Source organism: Roseobacter sp. HKCCD5988, assembly GCF_037830355.1.
Classification (GTDB): Bacteria; Pseudomonadota; Alphaproteobacteria; order Rhodobacterales; family Rhodobacteraceae; genus M30B80.
Map to the genome: position 1 here is coordinate 143113 of NZ_JBBLYJ010000003.1, position 16898 is coordinate 160010.

The 16898-nt window shown below is 53.6% G+C and carries 19 protein-coding genes; 6 read left to right on the forward strand and 13 right to left on the reverse strand.

Features of this window, described 5'->3' with window-relative positions; all coding sequences use genetic code 11:
* Positions 1-230 precede the first annotated feature (230 nt).
* The 3 genes from AAC636_RS12095 (at position 231) to AAC636_RS12105 (ending at position 3349) form a co-directional block, all read left to right on the forward strand.
* Positions 231-1196 (forward strand): glycine betaine ABC transporter substrate-binding protein, encoded by a 966-nt coding sequence (locus AAC636_RS12095; protein WP_340301691.1) that lies wholly within the window; start codon positions 231-233, stop codon positions 1194-1196.
* A gap of 70 nt (positions 1197-1266) precedes the next feature.
* Complete coding sequence (locus AAC636_RS12100) at positions 1267-2274, forward strand: ABC transporter permease (RefSeq protein ID WP_340301692.1); 1008 nt, start codon at positions 1267-1269, stop codon at positions 2272-2274.
* 25 nt (positions 2275-2299) lie between these two features.
* Positions 2300-3349 carry a quaternary amine ABC transporter ATP-binding protein gene (locus AAC636_RS12105; RefSeq protein ID WP_340301693.1) on the forward strand — a complete coding sequence of 350 codons (1050 nt, stop codon included), beginning with the start codon at positions 2300-2302 and terminating at the stop codon, positions 3347-3349.
* 54 nt (positions 3350-3403) lie between these two features.
* On the opposite strand, the gene hemA is transcribed toward AAC636_RS12105, so the two are convergent.
* From hemA to AAC636_RS12170, 13 genes are all read right to left on the reverse strand, one after another.
* Positions 3404-4636 (reverse strand): 5-aminolevulinate synthase, encoded by a 1233-nt coding sequence (gene hemA / locus AAC636_RS12110; protein ID WP_340260330.1) that lies wholly within the window; start codon positions 4634-4636, stop codon positions 3404-3406.
* Positions 4633-5052, reverse strand: coding sequence for a DUF302 domain-containing protein (locus tag AAC636_RS12115; protein WP_340301737.1), 420 nt, complete (start codon positions 5050-5052; stop codon positions 4633-4635). The genes hemA and AAC636_RS12115 overlap by 4 nt, the downstream gene beginning before the upstream one ends.
* A gap of 107 nt (positions 5053-5159) precedes the next feature.
* The gene (locus AAC636_RS12120) at positions 5160-6431 is read right to left on the reverse strand and encodes an NAD(P)/FAD-dependent oxidoreductase (protein WP_340301694.1); all 1272 of its coding nucleotides are present in this window, start codon (positions 6429-6431) and stop codon (positions 5160-5162) included.
* A gap of 42 nt (positions 6432-6473) precedes the next feature.
* Positions 6474-7166 carry a c-type cytochrome gene (locus tag AAC636_RS12125; RefSeq protein ID WP_340301695.1) on the reverse strand — a complete coding sequence of 231 codons (693 nt, stop codon included), beginning with the start codon at positions 7164-7166 and terminating at the stop codon, positions 6474-6476.
* A gap of 3 nt (positions 7167-7169) precedes the next feature.
* Positions 7170-8222 carry a c-type cytochrome gene (locus tag AAC636_RS12130; RefSeq protein ID WP_340301696.1) on the reverse strand — a complete coding sequence of 351 codons (1053 nt, stop codon included), beginning with the start codon at positions 8220-8222 and terminating at the stop codon, positions 7170-7172.
* 1 nt (position 8223) lies between these two features.
* The gene (gene soxC / locus AAC636_RS12135) at positions 8224-9492 is read right to left on the reverse strand and encodes a sulfite dehydrogenase (RefSeq protein WP_340255816.1); all 1269 of its coding nucleotides are present in this window, start codon (positions 9490-9492) and stop codon (positions 8224-8226) included.
* 33 nt (positions 9493-9525) lie between these two features.
* Positions 9526-11220: a thiosulfohydrolase SoxB gene (gene soxB, locus AAC636_RS12140; protein WP_340299113.1), complete on the reverse strand. Its 1695-nt coding sequence runs from the start codon at positions 11218-11220 to the stop codon at positions 9526-9528.
* An 84-nt stretch (positions 11221-11304) separates the two neighbouring features.
* The gene (gene soxA / locus AAC636_RS12145; protein ID WP_445322579.1) at positions 11305-12162 is read right to left on the reverse strand and encodes a sulfur oxidation c-type cytochrome SoxA; all 858 of its coding nucleotides are present in this window, start codon (positions 12160-12162) and stop codon (positions 11305-11307) included.
* 30 nt (positions 12163-12192) lie between these two features.
* A complete protein-coding gene (gene soxZ / locus AAC636_RS12150) occupies positions 12193-12522 on the reverse strand; it encodes a thiosulfate oxidation carrier complex protein SoxZ (RefSeq protein ID WP_340260324.1) in 330 nt (109 codons plus the stop codon).
* Positions 12523-12537: 15 nt separating this feature from the next.
* Entirely contained in the window at positions 12538-12960 is a 423-nt protein-coding gene (gene soxY, locus AAC636_RS12155) for a thiosulfate oxidation carrier protein SoxY (RefSeq protein WP_340256502.1), read from the reverse strand.
* A gap of 26 nt (positions 12961-12986) precedes the next feature.
* Complete coding sequence (soxX, locus tag AAC636_RS12160) at positions 12987-13469, reverse strand: sulfur oxidation c-type cytochrome SoxX (protein ID WP_340301697.1); 483 nt, start codon at positions 13467-13469, stop codon at positions 12987-12989.
* A gap of 152 nt (positions 13470-13621) precedes the next feature.
* Positions 13622-14191, reverse strand: a complete 570-nt coding sequence (locus tag AAC636_RS12165) for a SoxW family protein (protein ID WP_340301698.1) — start codon at positions 14189-14191, stop codon at positions 13622-13624.
* Positions 14192-14215: 24 nt separating this feature from the next.
* Positions 14216-14956 (reverse strand): cytochrome c biogenesis CcdA family protein, encoded by a 741-nt coding sequence (locus AAC636_RS12170; RefSeq protein WP_340260322.1) that lies wholly within the window; start codon positions 14954-14956, stop codon positions 14216-14218.
* A gap of 79 nt (positions 14957-15035) precedes the next feature.
* On the opposite strand from AAC636_RS12170, the gene AAC636_RS12175 reads away from it, so the two are divergent.
* The 3 genes from AAC636_RS12175 (at position 15036) to AAC636_RS12185 (ending at position 16879) form a co-directional block, all read left to right on the forward strand.
* A complete protein-coding gene (locus AAC636_RS12175) occupies positions 15036-15374 on the forward strand; it encodes a hypothetical protein (RefSeq protein ID WP_340299117.1) in 339 nt (112 codons plus the stop codon).
* 101 nt (positions 15375-15475) lie between these two features.
* Entirely contained in the window at positions 15476-15784 is a 309-nt protein-coding gene (locus AAC636_RS12180) for an ArsR/SmtB family transcription factor (RefSeq protein ID WP_340256499.1), read from the forward strand.
* Between the two features lie 45 nt (positions 15785-15829).
* Positions 15830-16879 carry a YeeE/YedE family protein gene (locus AAC636_RS12185; RefSeq protein ID WP_340301699.1) on the forward strand — a complete coding sequence of 350 codons (1050 nt, stop codon included), beginning with the start codon at positions 15830-15832 and terminating at the stop codon, positions 16877-16879.
* Positions 16880-16898 lie beyond the last annotated feature (19 nt).

A 16898-nucleotide genomic window follows, 5' to 3' on the forward strand; every position in this document is an offset into this window, starting at 1 on the left:
TTGCTAAAAAATATTCAGTTTGCACGAAAATTTCAGCCTCACATGGTTGATCGTCGTGCCGAGACCGGCATGCTAACCCCATGCCAAAAATTGGGTTCGGCGCTGATCTTGCGCCGAGGTCGGACACTAAAACCGAGAATGTCGCAATTGCGTGCAAAATGTCGGTTGAAGAACCTGAAAACCTACAAGTTCGTTGTGAACTTGAAACACCATCTGGGAGGTAATTAAAGATGAAGAAGTTTGCTTATACATCCGTGGCGGCCCTCATGCTGTCCACAAGCGGCGCATTTGCCTGTGGTCAGGTCAGCGTTGGCGCAATGGGTTGGGCCTCGGGCGAGGCCTTGGCGGCGCTGACGGGCTTTGTCCTCGAGCAAGGCTATGGCTGCGAAGTAACCATCGTGCCAACAGACACCGTGCCTGCGGTGACATCTTTGGCCGAAAATGGTCAGCCGGACATTGTTCCCGAGGTTTGGGTAAACTCAGCCACTGTGTATGCTGGTCTTGAAGCTGAGGGTAAAGTCATCACAGCCTCGAACACATTCTCAAACGGTGGAGAAGAAGGTTGGTGGATTTCCACCGCTGCTGTCGAAGCTAATCCTGAACTTGCCACAATCGAAGGTGTCTTGGCCAATGCCGAATTGGTTGGTGGGCGCTTTAACAATTGCCCCGTTGGTTGGGGCTGCCGCATTGTAAACGATGCGTTAAAAGTTGTATTTGATCTTGAAGGAAACGGGATCGAAGTGTTTGATCACGGCTCTGGCGCAAACCTTGCTGCATCAATCGCAGCAGCAGACGAAGCCGGCGAACCGTGGTTCGGCTATTACTGGGGTCCAACTGCGATCTTGGGGAAATATGATCTGACCAAGGTTGACCTTGGCCCAATTGACGGCCCACAGCATGCGATTAATCAAAACGCAGATGCAGACCCTGCAACTTGGGGGCCGTCAGATTTCCCTGCGGCTACTGTTGTTAACGCTGTCACTGCAGATTTGGCCGAACGCGAGCCAGACGTTGCTGATTTTATGCGCAATATGGAAATGCCCAATAATATTGTTAGTTCGATGCTAGCATGGGCTGAAGAAAACGGCGCATCTGCTGATGAAGCTGCGGCCTGGGTTTTGACCAACCACAGCGACATGATCCTTGGCTGGATGTCAGAGGATGCAGCTACGCGCGTTTCAGCGCTTCTGCAATAATCCAAAACCAATGACAAAGGTCAGCGCCGCAGGGCGCTGACCTCTCTCATTTTTGCAAGGAGGGTAACTTATGGCGTATGATTGGATATTCAGCGCGCTTGGCATGACAGACGCCTGCAAAACCGATAGCGGGCCACTTTTGTCATTGTCATCTTTGCGCAACGAAGCGCCAAACCCATGGGATTTACCCTTTCCTTCGCTTGATACACTTAACGAGGCCTGTGCCGCCTTTCCAAAAACACGGGACTTCACCGCCGCATTAGAAGATGGTTTCCTCTACATACGCCCCGCCCTGCGCACTATTCTTGATCCGCTGACCCAGCCCCTGTCATGGGCGCTAGATGGCGCTTTAACGCTGTTTGTGGAAATGCCGTGGTGGATTTTGGTGCCGCTTTTAATCTTGGTGGCCAAGCTTTTGTCGAATTCCTACAAGGTCGCGGGCATCGTGGCGACGTCTTTCTTGTTTTTACTCTTCGTCGATTACTATGAATTCGCCATCCAAACCCTGTCGATCATATTTGTTTGTACGTTGTTGTGCGTGGCCTTCGGGGTGCCGCTTGGAATTGCCATGTCGCGCTCAGACAGGTTCCAAAACGCAATAATCCCGATTTTGGATATGCTGCAAACCTTGCCGACCTTTGTATATCTGATCCCCCTCATTTTCTTGTTCAATATCACCGAACCCAAGCTCTATGGTCTTGCGATTATCCTCTATGCGATTGTGCCTGTGGTTCGCCTAACCAATTTGGGCATTCGCCTTGTGGATCGCGATGTAATGGAGGCGGTCACAGCCTTTGGTTTAACGGATCGCCAGAAACTCTATCGCGTGCAAATCCCGCTTGCCCTGCCCAATATCATGGCGGGTGTGAACCAAACGATCATGATGAGCCTTGCGATGGTGGTGATTGCCTCGCTCGTGTCAGCCCCGGGTCTGGGAACATTGGTTCTCGATGGCATCAACAACCTACGCCTTGGTGTTGGATTTTTGGCGGGTTTTGGCATCGTGTTGATCGCGATTATGCTTGATCGCGTCTCCAAGGCCGCCTTGGCACGTATCGACAAGTCGAACAAATCATAAGCACCGCAGAAGGGACTAAGAAACCATGGCTTTGGGTGACGTGAAAATCTCGGTGCAAAACCTATTCAAAATCTACGGCCACAATCCGCGCGCCGTGCAGGACAAGGTGTATGATGGCATCGACAAATCCGCCTTCATGCAGGAAACGGGGCATGTTCTGGCGTTGAATAATATCAACGTGGACATGCGCGAGGGGAAAATTACCGTGGTGATGGGCCTGTCTGGCTCTGGCAAATCCACGCTGATCCGCCATCTCAACCGATTGATCGAACCGACCTCAGGGCAGATCTTTCTCGATGGCACAGATGTTTTGGCCATGGATGAGGAGGCGCTGCGCAATTTGCGGCGGCGGTCTATGTCGATGGTGTTCCAGAAATTCGCGCTTTTGCCCCACCGCACCGTATTGGCCAATACAATCCTTGCGCCCGAGGCGCGCGGCGAGAATATCAAACAAGCCGAGGATGAGGCGCGCAAATGGTTGGCCCGTGTGGGTCTTGAAGAGATGGAAGACAGCTATCCAAGCCAGCTTTCAGGCGGGATGCAGCAGCGCGTCGGTCTGGCCCGCGCTTTAACCTCAAACGCCGATGTGATGCTGATGGACGAGGCATTTTCCGCGCTTGACCCGCTGATCCGCACCTCGATGCAAGATTTGCTGTTGGAATTGCAACGTGACCTGCACAAGACCATCATCTTCATCACCCATGATTTGGACGAGGCGTTGAAACTGGCCGATCACTTGGTAGTTTTGAAAGACGGCTATATCGTACAGCAGGGCGACCCGCAGGAGATATTGCTGCGCCCCGCTGCACGCTACATTGAGGAATTCATCCAAGACATCAACCGCGCCCGCGTTTTGAAGGTGAAATCCATCATGAGCCCCGCCAAGACAAAGCGCGGCTGCGGTGATGTCGTGCAGGGTGATGATACGCTAGAGGCGGTCATCAACGCCCATAAGGGCCGCATTGATGGCACCTTTGCCGTCTCTGACCCAAACGATTCCACCAAGATCATCGGCAAGGTGAAGATGGAAGATATCTATCGGGCTTTGGTGCGCCCACAGATGCAACATGATTAAGTAAATTAATTCATAGCGGGGCAGTTTTGCCCTGCCTCGATGATCTATGTCAATCTATTGCGCGGCGCGCGCGGTTTGCGCTAATTTACACTCCGCCCAAAGATCAGACAGGGCCTTGACCAAATGATTCATCGCATCTGCGTCGTGAACAGGGCTTGGGGTGATGCGCAGGCGCTCTGTGCCTTTGGGGACTGTAGGATAGTTGATCGGCTGGATATAGATGCCATGCTCATCCAAGAGCCTGTCTGAGATATAGCGGCATTTCACAGGATCACCAACCATGACGGGAATGATATGACTGTCATTGGCAAGATGGGGAATGCCCGCTGCATCCAGGCGCACGCGCAAGTCTGATACCCGCTCCTGATGAGCCGCGCGTTCCGTCTGGCTTGTTTTAAGGTGGCGTACAGCGGCGCAGGCCCCAGCCGCAACCGCGGGCGGCAAAGCGGTGGTAAAGATAAAGCCACTGGCAAAACTGCGTATAAAATCGACTAGTGCGGCGCTGGCGGCAATATAGCCCCCCATCACGCCATAGGCCTTGCCAAGCGTGCCCTCAATCACGGTCAGACGATCCATCAACCCCAGCGCTTCAGCAATCCCGCCGCCTCTTGGCCCGTAAAGACCCACGGCATGCACCTCGTCGAGATAGGTCATCGCGCCATAGCGATCTGCCAAATCACAAATCGCGGCAATGGGGGCAACATCACCATCCATCGAATAAACTGATTCAAAGGCGATTAATTTGGGCTGCTCCAACGGCAGGGCCGCCAATTTCGCCTCAAGATCTGCCAAATCATTATGCGCCCATATGATCTTTTGCGCGCGCGAATGACGGATGCCTTCAATCATTGAGGCATGATTGCCTGCATCTGACAGAACAACACAATCAGGTATCTGCGCTGCCAATGTCCCAAGGGCCGCCCAATTTGACACATAGCCTGAGGTGAACAACAGCGCGGCCTGTTTGCCGTGCAGATCGGCTAATTCCGCCTCAAGCGCGACATGGGCGTGGGTTGTGCCCGAGATATTGCGCGTGCCGCCCGCACCCGCGCCCGTACGCTCAAGCGCGTCTTGCATCGCGGCAATCACATCGGGGTGTTGACCCATACCTAAGTAATCATTTGAACACCACACCGTGATGTCTCGCGTGCCGCCCTTGTGGTGGTTTTGGGCATGGGGAAAAGCGCCCCGCTTGCGTTCAATATCCGCGAAATAGCGGTAATTGCCTTCGCTGCGCAGCCTGTCGATTTTGGTCGCAAAAAATTTATCGTAATCATAGGCGCTCATTGGTCGCGCGCCTCTAGGATGATCGCGTCCAACAATGCCTCGACCTCTTGCATTGGCCCATCGGGATAGGTGCGGTGACCAATTTGCACGACACCATCCTTTGAAGTGACAAAGATATTATAGGGGCAATGCGCGATATTCGTGGGATCCGCCTCCATCACGCGGCGCGACACAGCGGCGGAGCAAAATAAGAAAATATCTGCCTGATCAAAAATCACCACATCGCTGCCGATATCAGCGGCGGTGCGGTTCAGCATATCGCCCGTATATGAGCGATAATCAATGACCAAGCCTCGCCCGATAATGGTGTTCTCCACCGCAAAGGTAGCATCTTCGAAACTGCCGTCATACTCGAAAAACACCGCTTCTTGCGCGCAGGCCTGTTGTGCAGCCAGAGCTGCGACAAGGCCAGTCATAAGACCAACAAAGAGACGGGGGGCGGTGCAGCACGACATAGGCCGTAGTCCTTTAACAAATTGCAGGCAGGGGCGCTCTACGCCCCTGCCCTTCTGGTGGTGTTATGTCAGGCAGTGCCAAACATATCTTCAGTAATCGCGTCATACCAACCAAGGCTTTCCCGATAGGTAGCCTCGCGGGTTGCAGCGTCCTCATCCACTTGGCTAACGAACCCGTCAATTTTTGCGATTTTTTCATCGGTCGCTTCGTAGGTTGCACCAACTTTGATACCATCATTTGTATCAATCAGAGACCAGCAGGTATTCGCAAAACGTGCGGGGAACGCTCGGCCGCCTGCAAGATCAGCGACAATAGAATTGGCACAAACTTTAGCCTGGCTGTTGGCAGAAAAACCTGACTTCGGCATATCACCCTGTGCAGCAGCATCTCCCAGAACATGAACATTTTCATCAATTCTAGATGCTAAATTATATGCTGAGACAGGCGCCCAGTTACCATCAGTAACACCCGCTATTTCCGCGATCCGGCCCGCACGCATCGCAGGTATCACGTTGCAAACGTCAACTTGTTGCACTTGGCCATCAATTGAAACAGTCATCGCGCTTGGATCGACGGCTACATTTGCCCCCCCAAAATCTGGGCCAATGCGTTCGATCATGCCATTGTAGTGGCGTTGCCAACCGTCTTCGAACAAACCCTGTTTTGAAAACGTTTCTTTTGGGTCGACGATCAAGATCTTAGCTGTTGGATTTGTTTCCTTGAGCATATGAGCGACCATTGAAACACGCTCGTATGGCCCTGGAGGGCAGCGGTATGGGTTGGGTGGCGCTACCATTGCAAATACGCCGCCTTCGCGCATGTTGGCCAGTTGAGCCTTCAATAGCTCGGTTTGGCTGCCCGCTTTGTAGGCATGAGGCATAGCGTTTTGAGACGCTAAGGACCAACCTGGGACACTGTCTTCAATGAAATCGATGCCAGGGCTCAATACCAAACGGTCGTAACTAAGCGATGCACCACCGGCAAGTGTTACCGTTTTCGCCTGTCGATCTACATCTACTGCCCAATCATGTACGACATTGATTCCATAATCGGCAGCCAAAGTGCCGTAACTGTGGCCTAGGCTATCAATTTCTCTGAACCCACCTAAGTACAAATTCGAGAAAAAGCAGGTGTAGTAACTGCGAGTTGGCTCAACCAATGTCACGTTAATAGCGCCCTGGCTGCCATTCGCAATGTAGCGAGCAGCTGTGGCACCACCTGCACCACCACCAATCACAACAACGTTGGGTGCAGCTTGCGCTCGAGCGAGCATCGGCGTAGCCAAAGTAGCAGAAACCGCAGCTGCGCTACCTAGAAACTGTCTTCTATCAAGTGGCATTCCAAATTCCTCCCTTTTGGTCACCGGTTTAGTTGAACATTACTATTCAATGGTCGTAAAGTATGCTGCCAGAGCAGCGATCTCTTCATCTCCCAACCTATTGGCAATCATGGCCATTACTTGATGCTCACGCTGACCAATTTTGTAGCTCATTAGCGAATGTACGAATGTTGAGGGCGCAAGGCCAACAATTGACGGAATATCGCCGCCCGATTGCGCCGCATGACAGGCGGTGCATTCTGATGACAGATACTCACCATAGGCATAATCGCCCTCAATCGCCAAAATCGCTGCGATTTCTGGGGGCACATCCTCTGTGCTTGTTGGAGTGGCCGTACTGTCATAATTACCCGCCTCCGCTACGATATAGGCTACCAAATCTGCACGGCTGTCGGGGTCGCTGATCCCGCGAAACACCATACGAGTGCCACGATAGTACCCTTGAGGATCTTCAAGAAAGCGGTTGAGGCGGTCTTCTGTCCAAAGCTCGCCCTCATTGCCCGCCTCGGTCAGCGTATCAGAATAGCGGTAATCCGAAAGCCCCCCAACGGGGCGACCCATCAAACCATCCAGATGCGGGCCCACGCGATTGATTGCACCATCCCCAATCATGTGACATGCGGCGCAGGGGCGAAACGCCGCCTGCCCCGCAGCCGGGTCACCCTCGGGCATTGCGGGGGAGGATTGCATTGCCCAAGACATCAAAGCAAAGGCAAAGAGCCCTTGTTTCCCCATCGCCTACTCCCCACCTTCGGTGCGCAGATAGGCGATAATGGCCTCGGCATCTGCCGCATCCCGCAATCCACGGAAGGCCATGCGGTTATTTGGAAGATATCCGCGCGGATCCATCAGATAGGCAGTCAGTGCCTCATCATCCCACACCAGACCATCGGCGCGGGCCTGTTCAAAGGCAGGGGAATAGCGGAACCCTTCGGCATGGGCCGCGGTCGCCATATAGATGCCGTTAAGCTGCGGCCCCGCACCATTGCGCGCGCCCTCGCCCACTTGGTGGCAAGAGCGACAGGCGCGGAAGGCTTCCTCACCTGCGGCAATCAATTCTGGGCTTGGGCCTGTATCTGCGGGCGCGGCCTCTTCGGCGGCGGCGGCAACCTCAACCACCTCAGCGGCGGCGGCATCGCCCTCGGTTTCTGGGGTTACATCCAAAACCGCCGCGCGTGCCGTGATCTCGACACTCTCTGCGCAGTTTTCCATACAGACCGCTTCGCTGAACATGGGCAATTCCACCTCGGCGCGGTCATCCATGAAGAAATTCTCTTCATTGGGCAAACGCACCTCGAGGAAATTGTCATTCGACAATTCGAAATCGTCATCCACGAGATCGTTGGAATACATGATATAGGCCACAATCGCGTAGACCTCATCATTGCTGAGGCTCTGAGCATTACCATAGGGCATCGCGCGGTGGACATAATCCCACACAGTCGACAGATAAGGCCAATATGACCCGACTGTCTTGTTGGGGTCTTCGCCTTGCAAAGTGCCAAAACCACCTGCAATCACGGGCCAACGGCCACGGGCCTCGCCAAAGTCACCATGGCAAGCCGAGCAATTATCAATCCATAATTCTTCGCCCGTGAACACATCACCCGACCCAACGGGCAGGCCCAGACCATCGGGGCGCACATCAATATCCCATGCCGCGATTTCTTCGGGCAAAGCGGTGCGACCCAAACCATAGCCGCCATCCCGAGAGGGGGCCGCATTCTCAGCAAGCGCAAAGGTTGCGCCCCCCATCAACAGGGCTGCGGAAAGACTGATTACCTTATTCATCTTATCCAACCTCCACATTTTCCGCATTGCCGTTTTCATCCACCGCCCAAGTCTGGATCCCGTTATTGTGGTAGATGGAGTTCTCGCCGCGCACATGGCGCAGCATTTCCTTGGTGGGCTGCACATAGCCCGTGCTGTCATGGGCCCGGCTTTGCAACAGCAAGGGCCGCCCATCCCAATCAAATTCGAAATAGAAGCGATGCATGGACTTGTCTAAGGATGGCCCTGACATGCGCGCTTGGTGCCAATTAATGCCACCATCCAGCGTCACATCAACACGCGGAATTGTGCCGCGACCCGACCAAGCTACCCCCGTCAAAACAGTTGGGCCAGTCCCATGGGTGATGGGGGCCTGGGGGCTTGGGTTGGTGATGACAGATTTTGCATCCATCTCCCATGTAAAGCGCCGCGCCTGACCATTTTCGAGAAGGTCAGTATATTTCGAGGTTTCCTCGCGGTGATGCCATGGTTGATCGCCCACTTCGATGCGGCGCAACCATTTCACCCACATATTCCCTTCCCAACCCGGCACGACAAGACGCAGCGGATAGCCCTGTTCAGGGCGCAGTGCCTCGCCGTTCATCTTGAAGGCGACAAGACAATCATCAAGCGCCTTTTCCATAGGGATGGAACGGGTCATGCCCGAGGCATCCGCCCCTTCTGGCAGGATCCATGTGCCATTTGTTTTCACCCCTGCCTCTTCAAGCAGCAGGCGCAAGGGCACGCCTGTATAGACCACGTTATGGATCATCCCATGGGTGAATTGGCACCCGTTCAACTGCGCGCCACGCCATTCCATCCCTGAATTGGCCGCGCATTCGAGGAAATAAACGCGGTTCTCACGCGGGAAGCGCATGATGTCCTGCATGGTAAAGACAAGCGGATTATCGACCAAACCGTTGATCATCAGGCGATGATCTTCGGGGGCGATTTCGGCCACCCCGCCGTGATGGCGCTCAAAGCACAGGCCATTGGGGGTGATGATCCCATCAAGCTCATGCAGCGGCGTGAAATTGACCGATGACACGCTATCGGCGGTCAGCCATGGCACATTGCGGCGCACCACATGGGCCTCATGCGGGGATGGCATACCATAGGGCGCGGCATCCACGCCGGGCCCGAGATACTGTGTCCAAGGCTGCATTTCCGTGATCAATGGATCGGGGGCCGCCTGCGCGTAAACCTTGCCTGCAGCAAGAGCGCCACCTGTAACTGCGGCCCCTTTCAGGAATTGCCGCCGCGAAGGGGTGAAACCATCGTCTTTAGCCATGTCAGCTCCTTCAATAATCAAAGCGGGCGAGGCTTAGCCCGCAACAACATCCACGCTGGTGTTGGGGTTAACTGTGACGGTGCCTTGCGCACGGATATGGTCTTCGACCACATCCCAAATCGCAGGCCCTTCGGTTCCTTCATTCACGCTGGCCCAACCCGCCACGACATAGGAGGCAGCAGGGTCGATGCGTTCGCCTGTTTCGAGCAGGGTCATCTCGGAAATACGGCTGCCCGCTGGCGCGTTGACATCAATCCGATATCCCATACCGCCCACGCGAACCATATCGCCGCCCTGTTGGTAATAGGGGTCTGGGTTAAAAATGTTATCGGCCACATCTTCCATCACAACTTTTAGGAATTCGCCGGTCATCTCAGTGCGATAGGCCTGCGGATAGCTCATGGCGGTCGCGTTATAGATATCTTCGCGCTTGATCTCTTGACCCGGCAGCACGCTTGGCCCCCAACGGAAACCGGGGGATAGGGCGATCTGTGCGTCCCGTTGACTGATCAGGGCGTTACAGATCACATCATCCCATGTGCCGTTAAAGTTACCGCGGCGATACAATAGCGACCCCGCGGTGCCGATCACCTCGCCCATCTCGGCCTCAAAGGGCGCGCGGGTCTGCGCAATCAAGGCCGCCATGTCAGGATCAGGCGCAATCACATCTGAGAAAATCGGGATCAACCGATGTGTCAGGCCTTGCAGCGCGCCATCGCGCACGTCCAAATCAACGCGGCTGACGAATTTGCCATGACTGCCCGAGGCGATGAGGAATGTATTGCCCACCTGAACGGCGTCAGGCAGCGCATCATGGGTGTGACCTGTCAGGATCACATCAATTCCAGGTATATCGCGGGCGAATTGGCGGTCTGTGTCAAAGCCATTGTGAGACAGTAGAACGACCACCTCAGCACCAAGGCCGCGCACCTCCTCGACCACTTCGGCGATGCGTTCACGGCGCAGCCCGAAACTATATTCAGGGAACATCCAACCTGGATTGGCGATTGGCATATAAGGGAAGGCTTGCCCAATCACCGCAACCATGGTGCCGCCGCGCTCGAACAATTTGTAATCGTCAAAAACGGGTTCATCCCATTCAGCGTCAAAAATATTCGCGCCCAAGAAGGCAGGTTGCAGCGAATTTTCGACAATCTCATGCACGCGGTCAGAGCCCAGCGTGAATTCCCAATGCGAGGTCATGGCATCCACGCCAAGCGCGTTGAAAAGATCCACCATATCTTGGCCATTGGTGCGCAAAGCGGGCAAAGACCCCTGCCATGTATCGCCCCCGTCCAAGACAATCGCATCAGGCCGTTCGGCGCGAATGGCGTTGACCACAGTCGCGATGCGGTCAAGCCCGCCCATGCGGCCATAACCTTGGGCAAGGGCCGCGAAGTCACTATAGGTCAGCGCATAATCCAGATGACTGCCCTGAGAGATGCCATAGGCCGCGCGAAAATCCGCGCCCGTCAAATGCGGAACCTGCCCCAAGGCAGAGCCTACGCCCAAGTTGAACTCGGGCTCGCGGAAATAAATCGGTTGGGTTTGCGCATGAATGTCAGTGATATGCACCAAGGTGACATTCCCTGCCCCGCCTGTGCCAATCAGATCTTCCTGTGTCAGAGCTTGTTGCGCGGCAAGTTTGGCCCAATTGCCAAAGCCCGATGCGCCATAAAGCGCAGTCGTGGCCAAAGCAGCTTGAAGGAAATGACGGCGTGCGATCATGTTCTGTCACTCACATTCTAAAAATTGCATATATTTAGATACAAAATGCCCGCCTCAGGATGCCTGAGGCGGGCAAACAGTAAATCAGTTTCGAACCGACGGCCCCTCGACTGTCAGACCATTGCCACGCGATGCAACGTAAAGTTCCAGCGCAACAAATTCATCACTGCCGATCGCATAGGTTTCTGCGCGTGTATCACGTACACACCCACGGAAACGGTTTTGGACACCATTAAGTCTCGCATTCTTCAAACGATACGTCGGAAAACCATTAATCTGGCCCTGACTTAGGTGATCGGCACGAATACGATTTCCATAATTTTCTTCATGGCAATTAGCACAACTTAATTCCAGCTGCCCAAACCGTGTATAGTATATTTCACGTCCTAACTCCCAAGTTTCATGGGCAGGGCCGTCGATTGCCACGTCGACTATTTGACCGCGTCCAACGGATGCAATGAACGCAGTGATATCAAGCATATCACCAGAATTAATACCCCAAGGCTCTTCCATACCCATTTGTTCAGTTTGGCATTCCCGGACTTGCATTTCCACTGTTTGGACTGCACCGTGCTCTGCATCCCATTTAGGATATGTGGCACGAACATTCGTCAAATCGGAAGATTGATGACATGAAGCGCAGCTCTGCCCATCAGCACCCATAGCCGTGTTGAAAAGCTGTTCGCCGTTTTCAACAAACAACATCCCAGGGTTGTCAAAATCATCCGCTTGCATAGCTTGGGTTTCATCAGCACGGAATACCCAGCCGGAGTAAATGGTGGAAACTGCTCCCTCCAAATGAGCAGGCGCTGCGGTTCGCACCACCATTTCGATTTCACCATTCACCACGAGATCTGCATCTTCGTCAGCATGCAAAATGCTCGATGATGCTGCCATCCCTAATGCAACGGCGATAGTCGCGATTTTGGACTTAGTGTTCATTCGTTGCTTCCTCCCTCGTGCTGACAATAATCAGCTTACTGAAATCTCAGAACTCTCTTCATAAACCGATCCATCGTCGTCATACCAAGTGAAGTTAAAGGTTCCAGACTCAGTAACCTTTGCTTCGAATTGGAGGTAAGGATTTGTAGATATCGATGGTTCCAAAGTAATATCGACAACCACTTCATTGTTTAGGGTGCATACAAATCGGTTGATAATTGAGCGTGGTATTACTTCACCATCTCCATTTCGACGCATACCGCTTTCCATCGGATGGCTAATAAGCGTGCGTACGGATACAACCTCGCCTACCGAGGCCTCACGAGGCGCACGAACACGTGCTGTTACATTCTCTGCCATTTTAATCTCCGTTTCTCAGCCGCCGCAGCCACCGATTGTAACCTTTACATTAGAAACAGCCTTCGCGAAGGTCCCATCAGACATCTTAGCGATGGCTATGACGTCTTGCTCACCCGCAAGACGAATACGGGTTGTGGCAGCTTGCGAGCCTGCGGCCGGGCCAAACTTAAAAGTCGCTACGTTCGGGTTTGGATTTCCATCGGCAAATATTACGATCTCCTCAGCGCCAGGTGCGCTCACTTCGATTTGAACCGTATTACCGTTCTCTGCGATCTCAGGCGCTATAAGCGTGAGGCCAGTATCTGATGTAGCTGCACCGCCAGTGTAAGCGGAAATAGCTTCACCAGCTCCTTCTGCTAATGACAAATTAGGCAACACTGTCAAAGCGGCAGCGGAGGTAACAGTTGTACCAACAAACTTTCTGCGCGTAAGTGACATGAATTTATCTCCCATAAACGCTCAATTTAGTATTCAGTGAGGGTCAAAAGATAGGCCACCACATCTTCGATATCTTGCGCTGCCAATAGAGGATCAAGAGCCCCTTCCGCAGCCTTTCCTGTGTAAGCATCTCCTGGCCGTATATAGCCATCAATTTTATAGAAGCTTGGCATCACTGACTCAGGAAACATTGCCTTGGCGTTGGCTACGATCCCTCGCAACCCGGCCTCATCCCAGCGTGCGCCAACACCATCCAGAGATGGGCCAACTTCACCGTGGAATGGATATTCTTGCAACGCAGTTACCTGATGGCATGCAATACAGTTCCCAAGCCCACGAGTGGTCATAACCTCTTGGCCGCGAGCAGGGTCCCCCGCAATTCCGGTCAATGACTGGGCAATTTCTCCGTATTCATTGGCCACAACGGCCGAGGGTGACACAACCTCAGCGTGTGTTGCACCTGCGGACACTCCTAAGAGAGCCGCCAAAATTATATGGCGTGTAAACATTTTTCCTCCCTAGGGCGATTCATGCGCCTCTGTATACAACGGTAACCAAGTGCACCCTTAGATTGCAACAACATATTTAGTTTTTTGAATTAGTTGCCAAGCAAGCCATTGAAATTGCTTGTACTTAATACTGTTGCGAAACCAAAGATTTCCTATTGCGGCAGCTGATCACGCAGCATGCGGGCATGATAAGCCTGAAAGCCCTCCTCGCTCTCATAGCCCTTTTCCAATACCCAATTGAGCATATTGAAAGTCGTCCACCGGCCAAAAGCGCCCGGGATCATCGCAACCGCGGCATCAGGCGCAGTGGCACCTTCTGGCACATCCTCGGGGAAAAACAAGATTGTGGGCGTAAACATCACCCGCCACCGCCGCACCATATCGCCCTCCCACAACGTGGTGCCGTCAAAATCAACCATCTCGGTGCTGCCATACATATTGACACGCACCACAAAGAAATCATCGGTGAGCATCTGTTCAATTTCGGGGATCACATAGACCTCTTCGTGCATCTGCGTGCAGTAGATGCAGCCGCGCTGTTCGATCATCACGACCAGACGCTTGCCCATCGCATTGGCCTCGTCCAAATCCTCGCGCAGATCACGGAACGTATCCATAATCCAATCGGCGCGGTGCAGCCCATCGCCATCCAATTCCACCGCCACAACCGACAGTGGTAGCAGCGCAAGACCTGCGGCAACGATCATGGTTCTTAGGTTCATATCGCATCCTCCCCTTTTGCCGCCTTAACCCAATTGGCGGAAAATCTCGAAATTCTCGATCAGCCATTGGCCAATGTAATTGAGGGCATTGGTCGCAATCAGCACACCAAAGATGATCAAAAGCGCGCCCATGATTTTTTCGACCAGCCCCAAATGACGGCGGAACCGCCCCATCATGCGCATAAATGGCCCCACAAATCCTGCCGCCAAAACAAAGGGCAAGGTCATGCCTAGACCATAGGCCAACAGCAATGTGGCCCCTTGACTGGCCGTGTCAGTGCCAGCAGCGGTGAACAAAATCGCAGCCAAAACAGGGCCCACACAAGGCGTCCACCCAAAGGCAAAGGCAAGACCGATCACATAAGCCCCGCCATATGACATATTGCTGACCGATCCCGCCTCTGCACGAAACTGGCGATACAAGATGCCAATTCGGATCACGCCGAGGAAATGTAGACCCATTGCAATAATCAGCGCGGCTGCAATCCAACGCAGAATATCAAACCAATCGCGCAGCAATTGTCCAAACACCGAGGCCGAAGCCCCCAGCCCAACAAAGACCGTCACGATGCCCGCGGCAAAGAACATCGCCGCAAGAACCGCACGCAGACGGATTTCACGCGTGATGCCACCGCCCTCGGCAACCTGATTTAGGCTTACACCAGCAAGGTAACTAAGGTAGAATGGCACCATCGGCAAAATGCATGGCGATAGAAACGACAACAGTCCCGCAACAAAGGCACCGCCCAGAGTTACATCGAACATGACGCCTCCTATCGTTTCATATTCAAATATTCATATTGCGTTTACAAATTTGGGCAAGTCAATCTTTGCACGTACAACAATGCTGTTTTTTGCGCTTGGGTTGTGCGCAACCACAGTGGCCTCGGCACAAAATTTGGAATTGCTGATGATTGAAGATGAGGGATGTGTGTATTGCGCGCTCTGGCATGCCGAGATCGGCCCGGAATTTCCGATTACCCCAGAGGGGCAAACAGCCCCTTTGCGTCAAGCGGATATTGATGATGCCCTGCCAGATAGCGTAACACTTGCGCAGCGAGCGGTTTACACACCCACGTTTGTTCTGCTCAAAGATGGTGCGGAAACAGGTCGCATAGAAGGCTATCCAGGCGAAGAATTCTTTTGGTTTTTGCTCGGCCAGTTGATTGATGCTGCAGGTTAAGCTAAACCCTGGCTCAAATTGAGATGCCCCACCCGATCTCGGCAGGATGGACCATGCTTAACGAAGACAGGCCAACAATATTGCCTGACATCACTGTCCCGATGGACAAAGTTCATTGGGAAAAACTGCGCTGCGAGGCACAGGCTGCAAGCGATTTCCTCAAGGCAATCAGTCATGAGGGCCGCTTGATGATCTTGTGCGCATTAACGCGCGGTGAAAAATCTGTGACCGAGATTGAAACGCTCTTATCGCAACGTCAGGCGGCTGTGTCTCAACAGCTTGCGCGCCTGCGTCTTGAGGGGTTGGTGACCGCACGGCGCGATGGAAAGCAAATATATTATCGTTTGACAGATGACCGCGCAGCGCGGATCATCGAACTGGTTTACGAGTTGTTCTGCGCCAAAGGGTAAGATCGGGCAAATCGGTCACCCCTGTTCCGGCGGAAGGGAGGGGACGTGCTCGAAGTATTGGGTGAGCCATTGGCCATTGTGCTGATCGGCCTTACAGGTGGTTTGATCTTGGGCCTTGCCGCGCGTTTGGCGGGATTTTGCACCTTAGGCATGATCGAAGATGTCCATTATGGTGAGAACACAGGCCGCGTTTACCTGTGGCTTGCGGCACTTGGCATCGCCATTTTCCTCAACCACGCGTTGCATCATTTGGGCTATCTTGATTTGGGCCGCGTGGTTTACCTGCAAAACAGCTATACAATAGCGGGCGCCATTATCGGCGGACTGATTTTTGGCTATGGCATGGCGCAGGCGGGCAATTGCGGCTTTACGGCCTTGGCCCGCTTTGGTGGTGGCGATTTGCGCGCGATGGTCATTGCTTTGGTCATGGGCGTTGCAGCCCTGATCGCCCTATCGGGCATTCTGGCCCCGCTGCGGATCTTGTTCTTTGACGCTACCCCTGCGCATGGCACCCCAACAAGCCTTGCCTTTCTTGCAGGCGATTTGGTGGCCCCTTCGGTTTTAGGAATGGCCTTTGGATTAACTGTGTTTTTAATCGCTATTGTCAAAACCCCAAAGGCGCGGCTCTTGCGCAACACATTCTGGGGCATGGCGGTTGGGGTCGCGGTGACATGGGGCTTTTTCGGCACCTATTGGGTGGGGCAAAACGGCTGGCAGGCTTGGCCTGTTGTCTCACAAACCTTCGCTGCATCTATCGGTGAGACCATCCATTACGCGATGTTCTCCTCAGGGATCGCCGCGAAATTTGGAATTGGCTCCGTCATCGGCGTGATCTCGGGCGGTTTTTTAGGCAGCTTGATCAAAGGGGGCTTTCGGTGGGAGGCCTGCGAAGACCCGCGTGAATTGAAGCGCCAATTGTTTGGGGCAGTTTTAATGGGCTTTGGCGCCGTATTGGCCGCGGGATGCAGCATCGGTCAGGGGCTATCAGCCATGTCCAGCCTCTCTATCACCGCCCCCCTTGTCGCGGCAGCAATCTGGCTTGGGGCATGGGTCGGCCTGCGCCAATTGATCCTTGGCTTCGAGGCCGAGTCGTAAATATTAGACTTTTCGAATA